Consider the following 13,263-nt stretch of genomic DNA (forward strand, 5'->3'; position numbering starts at 1 on the left):
ATGTTATTATTTACTCAAAATCAGCGCCAAGATAGTAAACTAGAGTCAAATTGCTATGTTAAAAAAAACTTGTTCCAGCATTCATCTATTAATCTCAATTGGGTGAGGGAACGATTCAATCATTTGCGGATCGGCCAAAAAATTAGCTACGGCTATGCTTTAGCGATCGGCATAGCGATTTTGGGTACGGGTGCGGGACTGAAAGCCGGAGACTACTTTCGCAAGCAAGCTTTAATTCAGGTAAATGTTGCTGGGCAACAGCAGCAACTGCTGCAAAATTTGCAAAATACCGTATTTGAAGCCCGATCGCACGCGGCGAAATTGCCGGCCGTTTTGGGAGACACGGTGTGGCTGCAATACGAACACGATCGCTTTGTCGGGCAAATCAATCAGGCGAAAATCCTGATTTCAGAAATTGAATCTTTCGCACGAGAAAATCCCGATAAACTAGCAACAGAAGAGGCAGCATTGCACGCTATATTGCAGAGATATGCCATCGTCATTGATTACTACGATCAGCTAATTAAATTGCAGTTAAAAGAAGCGGATGTTTGGAACTTGCCACCCAACAGCATCGAGTCCGCACAGCTACAAATGTTGAGGACGAGCAGCGGTCAAGAGGCGATGGTACTAGATAACCTTGCTCACAGTTTAACCGAGCTAATTTCTACAGTAGAAATTCAAAAACTGCAAGGAGCGGAAGCATTAGAAGAAGCAGAAGGTTTGGGAAACCGAATTATTTGGGGGGGGATGCTAATTTCAGCACTGATCGCCGTGTTACTGGCGGACAAAACCAGCCGTGCGATCGCCCAACCCCTCGAAACCGTCACTAACGTCGCTCAGCAAGTCGCCCGCGAATCTAATTTTAACCTGCAAGTACCAGTCACAACCGAAGACGAAATCGGAGTTTTAGCAGCTTCTTTCAATCAATTAATTCAGCGAGTTAGCGAGTATACAGAAGAACTCAAACAAACTCAATCCCAATTAATTCAGACCGAAAAAATGTCGTCTCTCGGTCACATGGTAGCAGGTATAGCCCACGAAATCAACAATCCCGTCAACTTCATCGGGGGCAACATTGACTATGCCAACCAATACATCGAAGATTTGGCAGGTTTGGTAACTCTCTATCAAGAATACTATCCCAACCCACCAGATGCAATTCAAGAGCGCATCGAAGATATTGAATTGGAATTTCTCAGAGAAGATTTGCCAAAAACACTTTCTTCGATGAAAATGGGAGCTGATCGCATTCATGAAATTGTCGTATCCATGCGTAACTTTTCGCGCTTAGATGACGGCAAAATGAAACCTGCCGACATTCACGAAGGAATAGACAGCACCCTGGTAATTCTCAATCATCGACTCAAACAAGGTATTGAAGTTATTAAAAAATACGGCAATTTGCCTCCGGTTGAGTGCTTTGGATCGCAACTGAATCAAGTATTTATGAATATTATTAGTAATGCAATAGATGCGCTGGAGGAGGTGAAAAAGACAGACAAAGGGTTTTCACCAACGATTTGGATTAGCACGGAAGTTATGGCAGACAACGCTGTCACTGTCAAGATTCGGGATAATGGGCCGGGAATTGCAGCAGCCAGTGCCCAGCAGATATTTGACCCATTTTTTACTACAAAGTCGATCGGCAAAGGCACTGGATTGGGATTAGCTATTTCCTATCAAATCGTTGCCAAGCATCAAGGCAAAATCGAGGTGAATTCTCAAATAGGACAGGGCACGGAATTTGTAATTAATTTGCCAGTTGCTGCGTAGTATAGCAGGCGATTCGGGACGCTGCTCAAAGCCATTGGTGTCAACAATCGCCTAAAACCGTTGATAAATCTCGCTTTTATCCGAGACCAGATCCCCCTAAATCCCCCTTAAGAAGAGGGGGACTTTGAGAAGATTCTTGTCCCTCCCTTGCTTTCGGGGGGCTAGGGGGGATCGAGCCTCAGCGGTAAACAGCAGTCTGTAACTACGTTTGATGTTAAGTTGACACTAATGGCTCCAAGCCCATCCCACAAATCTTGCAAGAATTACTAAAAGCTGGCGCGCATCTAATTTGAAAAATCTTCTTTCTTAAAACTCTTGTGGGGTGGGCGGAAGAGCCCGCCCAGAAAAACAAAGTTAAATGCCGCAACAGCTTGTTAACTCACAAAACATAGAATTGTATGGGGGTGGAGGGACTTGAACCCACACGACCGTTTCGGGTCAACGGATTTTAAGTCCGTAGCGTCTACCATTCCGCCACACCCCCCTTTCGTCAAGCTGCTGCTGTGGGTTTGAGCCAGTGACAACAACAGCCTTTTATTCTACAACCAAACCCCAATTTACGCAACCCCTAATCGAAAAATTCTCAAAAGTCGCGCTGGATCTCCCCAAGCGGTACAATAGTTAACCAGCTAGCGGAGCGTGTCAACGCACTTACCCGTGTGATTTTCCCCCTAAATCAAATCTATGTATATTACTTTACTGCTTTATGCCGTCTTGGCCGGAGCCTACCTCCTGGTAGTACCCGCAGCCACCTACGCCTACCTGAACAGCCGCTGGTACGTGGCCACCTCTTTTGAGCGTGGCTTTATGTACTTCTTGATGTTCTTCTTTTTCCCAGGTATGTTTCTCCTAGCTCCCTTTTTGAATTTTCGCCCCAAACGGCGGCAGATAGAAGCCTAAATGCGACGTATTGATGTAATTGGAATCAGTCTCGGCTTTTTTGTAGCAGGTGGGTTGGCCTACTTGGTACTACAATTCGCCGGACTCGACAGCATGAATGCAGGCATTTGGAGTCAGTTATTTTTAGTCGCCGGCTTGATTGGCTGGCTGGTGACTTATTTATTTCGTGCACTTACTCAAAAGATGACTTATAGCGAGCAACTTAAAGAGTACAAAGATGCTGTCTTGCAGAAGCAGCTAGATGCACTCACTCCTGAAGAGTTAGCCAAACTTCAAGCCGAAATTGAACAGGAAAAAGATAATTAGTCATTAGTCATTAGTCCTCAGTCATTAGTCATTAGTTATTGATGAGTTATTAGCGATTAGTCGTTAGTAACAAACTCTCTCTCAAATGACTGGGGACTGATGATTGATTGCAGATATCACGTCCCAGAAAATAAGCACGATCTTCTTCCTTCTTCCCTCTTCCCTCTTCCTTCTTCCCTCTTCCTTCTTCCTTCTATCATAACTAATGAGTATTTCTAATTGTTTTGAAACGTTGCGTAAAAGCAACCAATGTGCATTAATTCCTTTTATTACTGCTGGCGATCCAGACTTGGAGACAACGGCTAAAGCACTACAAGTTTTGGATGATAACGGTGCAGATGCGATCGAGCTTGGTGTTCCCTATTCTGACCCGCTGGCTGACGGGCCGGTGATTCAAGCCGCCGCTACTAGGGCTTTGCAGCGGGGAACGCGGTTAGATCCGGTGCTGGAAATGGTAGCTAAAGTTAGTCCGAATTTGCGATCGCCCATAATTCTCTTCACCTACTACAACCCGATTTTGTACCGAGGTATAGAAACCTTTTTGCAACAAATCAAAAGTGCTGGAGTTCAGGGATTGGTTGTACCAGATTTACCCTTGGAAGAAGCCGACAGCCTCATCCAACCTGCCAACAAATTAGGGATTGAACTAACATTATTAGTTGCTCCCACAAGTCCCAAAAGTCGCATAGAAGCGATCGCCCGCCAGTCTCAAGGATTTATTTACTTAGTCAGCGTGACGGGGGTTACAGGAGTGCGCGAAGGCTTAGATACGCGAGCAAAAGAGTTGCTGCAAGAAATCCGCAGCATCACCGACAAACCCATCGGCGTTGGCTTTGGTATCTCGACACCGGAACACGCTCGCCAAGTCAAAGAATGGGGTGCAGACGCTGTGATTGTTGGCAGTGCTTTTGTTAAACGCTTGGCCCAAGGCACTCCCGAAGAGGGTTTAGAGGCGATCGGCGAATTCTGCAAGAGTCTCAAAACAGCGATTCAAAATGATTAGTAACTGTGCAGATATTTTCAGCCATTAGACAGATGTGGGCGATCGCCACTTACGGCGAAAATTGGCATTAAAGACCTTGTTGTACTTGAGATCATATACCGCCTTCCTTCTGGTTCCTGACCGGAGGGTTTTTTTTAGCTCCCAAAACGCAAAATATTTTAACGCAGTGCACGCGCCCAGTAGCAAACGCTCAGCCAAGTAGGGAAACGGCATTGCCGTTTCGTTACCGGAAACTGCGACTTTTAATAATTGGTATAAGATTGAGGATTGTCGCATGAGTGAAGTACAGATATCGGGCGCAGGACAGGGCAGTGCCGTGTCCTGCTGTCCTGGGGAGCATCTCAGTTTTGCAAATGCAAAAAGCATTTTTTTTATCATAGTGCTGTCCCCGCTCGCGTATTGTACAACTCGCGAGCGGGGACAGCACTATAAATGCAAAACAGAGATGCTCGCGTGTCCTGCGCTGTATTTCATCCGATTAAACACTGCTATAACTTGAGGAATCTAACTTGAGATAGATAAAAAACTCCTGTTTCTATTCGTATACTAAAAAAAGTGTTTAAACGCCTAATTCTGTAATGCTAGCCATCTACAGAACCAGCAAGCATTTGAGCATCTCACAATAGAAAGGAGCATTTTTATGAACCGACTAACTGCGTTTCTGAAAAAAATTCGAGCTGTACAAATTTTAACAGTGTTTCTCGCCGGGATTTTAGTATTAGTGAGCACTGCCTGTACTCGCGCTGATGTGATAGCAGGAAAAACGCCCGAGCCAACAGCAAAAACGTCCGACCAAATTAGAGAAGAAGTGCCTTCAGAGGCTGTAACTTCCGTATACAAAGGCGGCCAGAATCAATACAGCGATACAGATCCCAGAAACCCAAACGTTACAGCAGCAGAAGCAAAAGCTAAGCTTCTCAAAGAGGAAGCCCAGCGCCGCATCGACACCAAATCTAGCAGCAATGTGCGCGAAAACGTGCGGCGGGTAGCAGATGACGCGCCGAACAAACTTGACCAAATTGGCGACAAGATGAATGACAATGCTCGCACCGCTCAGCGGAAAGCTGATGAGTTTGGTGACAAAACAAAAGAAGGCTTTGCTAATCTCAAGGAAAATACTCGCGAAGGCTTGAAGGGAGCAAAAGAGATTGTTAAAGAAGCCACTGAAGGAGCAAAAGAAAGAGCTAGTGAAGGTACTGAGTCGCTGAGATATAATGTCAACCAAGGCAAAGAAAATGTCAAAGATGCAGCGCGAAATGTAAAATACAACGCTGAAGATGCCTCGGACAAGGTGCGCGCGAAAGTGAATCGAGATATTGACAAAACTCAACGAGCAGCAGAAAGAGCGGCAGATGCGATCGACTAATTTCAAATAACGCTGTTTATCGATCTCACAGCAGCAGTCAGACAGGGGTTTTAGCCCCTGTCTGACTGCATATTATTATGCTAGTCGGTTTTAACCCAATACGGTTCACTTAAGACAGATCCCCCCTAACCCCCCTTAAAAAGGGGGGAACAAGAATTTCTTCAAAGTCCCCCTTCTTAAGGGGGATTTAGGGGGATCTCCGGGCAATAAATAGTGTTAAGTGAACCGTATTGGGTTTTAACCCAATACGCTTGGAAGAAGAGAGTCCAGTCGATCAAACTCTATGAAAAATAGACACGCTCGTTTGCTTCGTGCCTCTCTTCGGACAATCTTAACCGCTAGGAGGACTGGTCTTAGCAGAATGACTAATGACTCATGACTAATGACTCATGACTAATGACTCATGACTAACTACCATTCATCGTTGCGCTTATTACTGTAATTTTCCCAATCGTCGGATTGCCGCTGATACAAGGGTTCTGGTTCCAATTCTGTTGGCATTTCTAATTCTAGTTCCGATGCTTCTTGCTGATAGATGTTCAGAGGTTCGACAACGCGGGCGATCGCATCTTTGACAAAAGCTTTGACAAACTCGTCTTTCCGATTTAACTGAAACTGCCTTTGCACGACTTCGGCAATGCCACCGTCGCCCCAATCTTGGTCATGACGGAAATATTCAATAAAACTTTTCCCGGCAATTCTGGTTAAATAAGCGGCGCTGACTGCTTGAATTGCTTTGCCAAGTACAAATCCGGCTACACTTAATTGCAACGCCCTTGACACTACTTGAATTACGCCTTCTACTATTCCCAAGCTGGCTAGGGTTTTGGCGAGAGATAATGCTAATTCTTTGGCGCGATCGATATTTAATTCGCAGCCGTAAATCTTGGCAATTTCTACTACCATTTGAGCGTTAACTGCTGCTGTCGCCAATAAATCTACAACTGGTAAAGGCGTTACAGCAATTACTCCGGCTCCGATCCACTGAAAGCGCTCTACTACTTTATCAGCGGCGCGCCTCCTTTGAGCGTCAATTAATTTGCGGGCTTGGTCTCCCAAATGCTGAGATTGCAACAAAATATTGTCCGCAATTAAGTCTTCGCCTTCGGCTCGCAAAATTGCTGCGATGCGCCGAATTAATGGCATCATATCCGGGTCTGGTTGAAATATTGTGCCGCTTTCTAGTACAAATTTTTGCGGGTTGGCGCTAATTGCAACTACATCCATTGCTGATACAAAACCTTTGACTCGCTGCCGCAGTCGATCGAGAATTTCGTCTCTGTCACTGTCGGGATAAAGGTCAACTTTATTAAAAACCACGATCGACCTTTTGCCAATTTCCGCCAAAGTCCGCAGCGGTTCATACTCAGATTTGCGCAAATCGCCGTCCAACACAAATAAGATCAAATCAGCCCTGGCCGCCAACTGCCGCGCCAATTCCTCTCTGTAAGTCCCCGCTACTCCCGCTTCCAAGATGCCTGGGGTATCTGTAATTGCTAATTCGCGATCGACTCCTTTCAATTTCAGAGTGTAAGTTTCTCCAACTTCGGTAGTTCCCATCGGCGCGCCCACCTGTCCCGCCATCCGCCCCACGAGGGAATTTACAGCGGAAGTTTTGCCCGCAGAACCGGTGCCGAAAACCACGATCCGAACATTGCCGCGAGCCATGTTAGCTTCAATTTCGCGGGCTCTCAACAGCAAAGCTTGGCGCGCTACTTCATCTTGAATGCGATCGACTTGCTGCCTAATTGCTTTAAGATTTTCCGAAGCAGCTTCACTTTTGACAACAGGAATCTTGGGATTAATCGCCCGTTTTCCCTTAACTTTTCCCGGTCGTTGTAGCAGCCGAAAATAGTAAAATAGCGCAAAAATTAGCGTTGCCAAAAGTACAATAATCAGGAAAATTAGCAAATTAGCCAGCAGCGGAGAAGCAGACCACGCAACTTGACTGTAAAGCCCTGTTAAGGAACTCACCAGCCCAATAATCAGCCCCAGGGTGAGGCAGAAAGCGGCAATTAAGGTTAACAGGCGCGGCAAAGGCATGAGGGCAGCGGCAAATAAAAGGGTTATGCTTTGATTTTTACATTACCGCGATAGTAATTAGTTATTGCAAATCTAAAATATAAAATGGCGAAGTGCCCGATCGCACTGCTTAGTCTGCCAATCCCGATTCTGCTTGTGCTGTCAGCAGAATGCAAGCGGGTTTGAGTGGTAGCGAGTGCAGGCGGACAAGTGCGCGCCCAAAGCTGCAATTGTAGCGGGTGCAGGCTGTTTATTGGTGCGTACACCCGCCCGATCGCCGAAAGCCGATTTCTTGACACCTACGTATTTAATCGGTGATTTATGCGATCGCCCCTCAAGCCACACTTCTTTATAAAAAAAATAAATATCGCATTGAGTTATGTAGAAACACGGTTTCTTAACGCAATACCAGTTTCATTCAAAGAATGCAACTGATCGAGTCCGCGATCCAAACCCTTACCGAATCAGTCAATCGATTTTAAATTGTAGATTTGAGATTTAATCCACAGATGAGTCTGGGAGCTTTAACTTTGGGAACTCCACGATTCATGTCTGGGGCTTGTCTCCGTTTTTAGCGCTGGTCATTCCCAATTATTCTAAAATCTAAAACAGTATAAGTGCGTCCTAGAAGCTCCGACAACGGAAACCCGAAACCAGGTTTATCGGGAGCATCTGGGTTTTGCAAAAAGCATTTTTTTATTATAGTGCGAGCGTCCCCGCTCGCGACAGCTCGCACTATAAATGCAAAACTGAAATTATCCCAGTTTCTCAGGCAGGGTAACAGCGTCATCATTAACAAAAATTATCACATTAATTATCGATGCGGTACTTTCTAATCAGCCGCGAGTTAAGTTAAGCTTAATTTTCAGTGCGTGAATTATTCACAGGTTCGCATCTATGCAGCTCAAACATCATAATAATCAGGCTTCACAAGAACTCCCTACCTCTTTCGAGTATAACATCAAAGAGATCCAGCCCCCAAATCCCAATTATTTTGCTCAAATAGCCCGCTCCTTCGGCAACCTGAGTATTAGCGACAAAATCTGCCGTGGCTACGCACTGGCTCTTTGTGTGGCGATTGGGGGCACGACTGTCGGAATGCTGGCGGGGAATCATTACTATCGCAGAACTAACAATCAAGTAGACATCGATCGAGAAAGTCAGCTTTTAAATAAGTTGCAGGTGGCTTTACTGCGGACGCAAAACAGCCAACAGCGATTGATTTACGGGATAGAACAGCCCGAAATTTTTGACAGCAAATACCAACAGCTACAAAAGAATATCTACAGTTTGAAGTTGTCGCTATCTGAAGTTAAAAATCAGAAAAAGATGGAACAGGCAGCAGGTTTACAGGCTTTCATAAAAAGTTACGATCGGCTTCTGTTAAATTACATTCAGCAGCTAGAAACAGTTAACGCTCAAATCAGTAAACTGCCACATTCGCTAGCTCAAAAAAGTGTTAAAAGCAAGTTGTTGTTGAATTTCGAGCGAGATAAAATTGGATTAAAATTAGAGAAGACGACTAATGATTTAGGAGCAATTATCGATCGCGCCCAAGAGCAAGAGGATGCAGCGCGGGAGGCCCTGCTGCGAGCGCAGACGCTGCGGGTGCAAATCATTTTTGGTAGCATGGCACTGTCGATCGTCGTTGCAGCACTACTGGCGAGCTTCACCAGTCGGGCGATCGCCAAACCCCTCACCGCTGTAACTAAAATCGCTCAGCGAGTGACCCAAGAGTCTAATTTTCAGTTGCAAGCACCAGTGACCAGCACCGATGAAGTGGGAGTATTAGCAACTTCGCTAAATCAACTGATTCTGAAAGTAAATCACTTGCTAAAACAATTAAAATCTGAACAAGAAAGCCAAATATTTCAAAATGAAAAAATGGCAAGTTTGGGGCGGATGTTAGCCGGTGTGGCTCACGAAGTTAACAACCCAATCAATTTTATCTATGCCAACATCGACCCCGCGAAAAATTACGTGGAAGATATTTTAGATTTGCTCAAAACTTACGAAACAGAAATCCCAAATCCGCCTCCCACCGTCAACGAAAAAGCCGAAGAAATAGACATCGATTTTCTCAAAGAAGATTTGATGAAAATATTCGACTCAATGCAAGTTGGCGCTGAAAGAGCCAAAGCTATTATCTTAAGTTTGAAAGATTTTTCTAGACTCGACGACGCAGCGCCTCATCCGGTCGATTTGCACGCCTGCATAGACAGCAGTTTGCTGATTCTCAACAGCCGAATCAAACAGGGCATTGAAGTGGTGCGTAATTACGGGGATATTCCGACTGTTGAAGGCTATATGGGTTTGCTTTACCAGGTATTTGTGAACGTTTTGAACAATGCAATAGATGCTGTGGAAGAACAAGCGAAAATTGAAAAAATCCGCTCTGAGGAGGACAAAAAACAATCCGATTTGGAGTCGAGCAAACAGGAAGTGCCGAGTTTTTCGCGGAAGATTGTGATTACTACAGAATACTTGGACGATGACTCAGTGGTAGTGCGAATTTCCGATAACGGTACGGGAATACCTGTGGCCAGTCAAGAAAAAATGTTTGAAACATTCTTTACGACTAAACCGAGAGGTGTAGGTACTGGTTTGGGATTGGCAATCGGCCGCGAAATTATCGTCAAAAAACACGGCGGGACGATTAACTGTTGGTCAGAGATGGGAATGGGGACGGAATTTGCGATCGCCCTGCCGATCAAACATTAGAATATATTATGGGGATTTGAAATTTGAGCTTGAGAATTGGTAATTGGTAATGGGTAATCGGTTAATCTAGACTGGAGCAATTACAGCAAGGATCGAAAATTATGGGACTATTTGACCAAATCTTAAGCGCGATCGACAATCCGAACCAACAAGCAAGTCCCAATCAGTTGGGCAACATTCTGGGTGCGGTAGAGCAGTTGAGCGGCAACCAGGGCGTCGATGCGGGTACGACTCAGCTAGCGATGTCGGTTTTGGGTGGATACGTGCGATCGGCCTTACAAGACGTGCGATCGCAATCTGGAGAGGCACAAGCCCAAGAAGTTGTCAACCAATTTAGCGGCACAAATCCCAATCCACAAGCGGTACAGAGTTTGTTCGGAGGTGGCCAACTGACGCAAATAGTGGCTGATATCGCCCAAAGAACCGGTTTGAATAACGCTACAGTGCAAGCGATGATACCTGTTTTAGTGCCGATCGTGCTCAATTTGCTGCAAACCGGCGGCAACGCCCAAAATCCAGCCCAGGGCGGAAATCCCGTTTTGAATGCGTTTTTAGATGGAGATGGAGACGGCGACGTAGATATTACTGACGCCATGTCGATGGCGACGCGCTTTTTGAATCAGCGCTAATTGCGTGAAAATTCGGGGAGAGAAATTGACGTTAGTAGTGAGGACTTCAACCCTTATTAAAATCTAATTATGTAGGTGCGCAGTGCGCACCTTACCGCCTTAACGCTCTGATCTGAACTGTATTTCGTTATGAAAATAGTCCGAACCCCCGGCTAATGGTATTTCCCATGCGATCGCACAATGATGCAGTTGGTAAGCTATTTCCTTGCTGTTCCCATTTTTCCACAAGTTGGCGGCCAAGCGGCGTGAGGCGAAAACTGTCGGTAATCCCTTGTCCGTCTACTTCGCGCCGCAAAACGCCGACTTGGATCAGCCACAGCAGGGAGTTTTCGGCTACGAGTTCGGATACGGGCGATCGGGTGTAACCGCTTTCGACACCGCTATTTGAGGCGATAGTTGTCAAGAAAACACTGTTATCGCGGATGGTCTGGAAGAAGTGTAATTGAAATGGGGCACACCGGATCGCGCGATCGGCTCTTTTTACCGTGCGGCTGGGATAACTAATAGATTTAAACGCTTCGGATGGGATAAAAGTCATTGATTTGGCTCTGAATAGGTAGTATATTTTTTATTCTTACAGATTTATAGTCAAATTGAACTGGAAAAAAACCTACCAATATTTTCACAGCAGTTCAACAGATTCGCAACTACGGTCAGATTAATACTCATGCTGCAAGTGCCGATCGCCTGTTTTTACAAATACTCCAAATAATTGTTCATTTCTTCAGCATTCAGTATCTCCCAAATTAATACTAACCCTTGCAAAATTTCCCCAATCGATTTACTGGTTTGCGGACAATAAACAATACCCGCGTGAGACAAACCTGCATGATGCAGTCTTAAAAAATCCGTATCTTGGGTGAAAATTACTCGCTCTTGAGACAGGGAAAATGCTAATTGTTGTTCGTCGGATTGCCCGATCATTCCTTCTTCTGGTGTCGTGGTGATATCAATTCCACGTCTTCGCAATCCATTCGCTATGGCAAGAGTTATATTTTCGTCGAGATGAAATTTTATCTTAGCCATGCTGACGATTTTTTAATTTTTGTTGCAATAGCGATGGGGTTTGAGCTTTTAATTGGCGGGCAAATTCTGCATCTGCTTCGATTGCAGAGCGGATTTCATCTCGACGATCGTGATAATAAGCTAAAGCTGCATAGATATCAGATAAAGTAATGCTGGGATAGTGATACAAAATTTCGTCTGGTGACATTCCCATTTGTTCGTGCCAAACAACAATATCCTGAACTCGGATGCGATGTCCGGCGATACGGGGTTTTCCCCCACAGACTCCAGGGGTGATTTCGATGTGTTCTTGAATTACTGCGATCGACATGGTAGAGAATTAATGTAGGATGTCTATTCTATTTTAGGACAAATGAGACGATTTTGCTTGTAAAAGGCATTTTACGCTAGCCTTTTTCTGCATTGCCAACAAGTATTTATAGTAAGTTGCACAGGAATAATTTTAGGCATAAACTTTTCTTAGTTCATAAGTGTTTGAAGCTTCCGCATCTTCTAAAGTCAGAAATTCGTGCAATTCATTAAGAGCAAGTGGGCTTAGATGAATATCTAATTCAGCTTCATAAACTTCGGAAAATGACTCGATCGCCTGTTTGAGCTTATCGATGGATTGTTCGGGAGTATTTCCTTGTCCCACTAATTCATTCTCCAAACACAGCGTCACCCAATCATCGGCACTTTTGCGGATAACAACAGTGTAAAAAGCTCTCATATTTTACTTTATTTATTAAGTTTTAATTGCGCCAAAAAACTCGGATTACACCCATAATTTAACACACAATCTTCCCGAAATTAAGGCATAGAATCACCAATAAAAACTATTCCCCAAGGCAGATTTTTCATTTTCTGCACTCAATCCCGAATCTCGTATTTAAGAAATTGACAACAACAGCCCAAAATCAACTAAAATATCTTTATCCATCGCAAGAGAAACAAAACTATGACATTACCAGTAGGGTGCGCGGCTCCTCAATTCACCGCCAAAGACACAAACGGCAAAACAGTCTCCCTCTCCGACTTCACCGGTAAAACCGTAATCTTGTATTTCTACCCCAAAGATGATACCCCCGGCTGCACCCGAGAAGCCCAAAGCTTCAAAGCAGCCTATGAAGATTACAAGGGCAAAGATATCGTAGTTCTCGGTGTCAGCCGCGATAATGAAGAATCGCACCAAAAGTTCACGGAGAAGTACGGTTTGCCTTTCCAGCTATTAGCAGATGTTGATGGCGCAATTACCAAAGCTTACGATGTTGAGAAAGGTGATTACTCTAAGCGCGTTACTTTTGCGATCGATGGTACTGGCAAAATTATTCAGGTTTATGAAGGAGATAATCTGAAAGTTGACTCTCACGCTCAAGATATTCTTGTCACCATAGTTTAGCCGAAGTTTAGCCGATCGCACTAACACCCCTAAACGCACCAAACGGCTAAAAACCCGGTTTCTGCCAAGATACCTTGTTGCTACACGCAATATTCTCGTAGAAACCGGGTTTTTTTCCTAAGTCCCAACCTAGTGA

The 13,263-nt window shown here is 44.8% G+C and carries 15 protein-coding genes and 1 tRNA gene; 8 read left to right on the top strand and 8 right to left on the bottom strand.

What is annotated here, in order from left to right; translation table 11 throughout:
• On the top strand, positions 1-1,776 hold the full coding sequence (locus K4039_RS02010) for a sensor histidine kinase (RefSeq protein ID WP_265233447.1): 1,776 nt from the start codon (positions 1-3) through the stop codon (positions 1,774-1,776).
• Positions 1,777-2,175: 399 nt separating this feature from the next.
• Here K4039_RS02010 and K4039_RS02015 read toward each other — a convergent pair.
• Positions 2,176-2,260, bottom strand: a tRNA-Leu gene (locus K4039_RS02015).
• A gap of 200 nt (positions 2,261-2,460) precedes the next feature.
• Between K4039_RS02015 and ndhL the strand changes: the two genes are divergently transcribed.
• Both ndhL and K4039_RS02025 read left to right on the top strand, forming a co-directional pair.
• A complete protein-coding gene (gene ndhL / locus K4039_RS02020; protein ID WP_193972727.1) occupies positions 2,461-2,676 on the top strand; it encodes an NAD(P)H-quinone oxidoreductase subunit L in 216 nt (71 codons plus the stop codon).
• Entirely contained in the window at positions 2,677-2,982 is a 306-nt protein-coding gene (locus tag K4039_RS02025) for a DUF3007 family protein (RefSeq protein WP_265233448.1), read from the top strand.
• 81 nt (positions 2,983-3,063) lie between these two features.
• Here the strand turns inward: K4039_RS02025 and K4039_RS02030 are convergent, their stop codons facing one another.
• Positions 3,064-3,228, bottom strand: a complete 165-nt coding sequence (locus tag K4039_RS02030; protein WP_265233587.1) for a hypothetical protein — start codon at positions 3,226-3,228, stop codon at positions 3,064-3,066.
• Between K4039_RS02030 and trpA the strand changes: the two genes are divergently transcribed.
• Positions 3,188-3,985 carry a tryptophan synthase subunit alpha gene (gene trpA, locus K4039_RS02035; RefSeq protein WP_265233449.1) on the top strand — a complete coding sequence of 266 codons (798 nt, stop codon included), beginning with the start codon at positions 3,188-3,190 and terminating at the stop codon, positions 3,983-3,985. The two genes, K4039_RS02030 and trpA, sit on opposite strands and share 41 nt — an antisense overlap.
• A gap of 640 nt (positions 3,986-4,625) precedes the next feature.
• Positions 4,626-5,351, top strand: coding sequence for a DUF6658 family protein (locus tag K4039_RS02040; protein WP_265233450.1), 726 nt, complete (start codon positions 4,626-4,628; stop codon positions 5,349-5,351).
• 411 nt (positions 5,352-5,762) lie between these two features.
• On the opposite strand, the gene K4039_RS02045 is transcribed toward K4039_RS02040, so the two are convergent.
• Positions 5,763-7,394, bottom strand: coding sequence for a YcjF family protein (locus K4039_RS02045; RefSeq protein WP_265233451.1), 1,632 nt, complete (start codon positions 7,392-7,394; stop codon positions 5,763-5,765).
• A gap of 23 nt (positions 7,395-7,417) precedes the next feature.
• Positions 7,418-7,672: a hypothetical protein gene (locus tag K4039_RS02050; protein ID WP_265233452.1), complete on the bottom strand. Its 255-nt coding sequence runs from the start codon at positions 7,670-7,672 to the stop codon at positions 7,418-7,420.
• 598 nt (positions 7,673-8,270) lie between these two features.
• Here K4039_RS02050 and K4039_RS02055 point away from each other — a divergent pair.
• Together K4039_RS02055 and K4039_RS02060 are read left to right on the top strand one after the other, a co-directional pair.
• The gene (locus K4039_RS02055; protein WP_265233453.1) at positions 8,271-10,094 is read left to right on the top strand and encodes an ATP-binding protein; all 1,824 of its coding nucleotides are present in this window, start codon (positions 8,271-8,273) and stop codon (positions 10,092-10,094) included.
• A gap of 101 nt (positions 10,095-10,195) precedes the next feature.
• A complete protein-coding gene (locus K4039_RS02060) occupies positions 10,196-10,723 on the top strand; it encodes a hypothetical protein (RefSeq protein WP_265233454.1) in 528 nt (175 codons plus the stop codon).
• Between the two features lie 127 nt (positions 10,724-10,850).
• Here the strand turns inward: K4039_RS02060 and K4039_RS02065 are convergent, their stop codons facing one another.
• From K4039_RS02065 to K4039_RS02080, 4 genes are all read right to left on the bottom strand, one after another.
• Positions 10,851-11,261, bottom strand: coding sequence for an Npun_F0494 family protein (locus K4039_RS02065; RefSeq protein WP_265233455.1), 411 nt, complete (start codon positions 11,259-11,261; stop codon positions 10,851-10,853).
• Positions 11,262-11,416: 155 nt separating this feature from the next.
• Positions 11,417-11,749: a DUF5615 family PIN-like protein gene (locus tag K4039_RS02070; RefSeq protein WP_265233457.1), complete on the bottom strand. Its 333-nt coding sequence runs from the start codon at positions 11,747-11,749 to the stop codon at positions 11,417-11,419.
• Positions 11,742-12,059 carry a DUF433 domain-containing protein gene (locus K4039_RS02075; protein WP_265233458.1) on the bottom strand — a complete coding sequence of 106 codons (318 nt, stop codon included), beginning with the start codon at positions 12,057-12,059 and terminating at the stop codon, positions 11,742-11,744. Before K4039_RS02075 ends, K4039_RS02070 begins: the two co-directional genes overlap by 8 nt.
• A 132-nt stretch (positions 12,060-12,191) precedes the next feature.
• Positions 12,192-12,458 (bottom strand): hypothetical protein, encoded by a 267-nt coding sequence (locus K4039_RS02080; RefSeq protein ID WP_265233459.1) that lies wholly within the window; start codon positions 12,456-12,458, stop codon positions 12,192-12,194.
• Positions 12,459-12,686: 228 nt separating this feature from the next.
• Between K4039_RS02080 and K4039_RS02085 the strand changes: the two genes are divergently transcribed.
• Positions 12,687-13,127, top strand: coding sequence for a peroxiredoxin (locus K4039_RS02085; protein ID WP_265233460.1), 441 nt, complete (start codon positions 12,687-12,689; stop codon positions 13,125-13,127).
• Positions 13,128-13,263 lie beyond the last annotated feature (136 nt).

Source organism: Lyngbya sp. CCAP 1446/10 (genome assembly GCF_026130175.1).
GTDB lineage: Bacteria > Cyanobacteriota > Cyanobacteriia > Cyanobacteriales > Microcoleaceae > Microcoleus.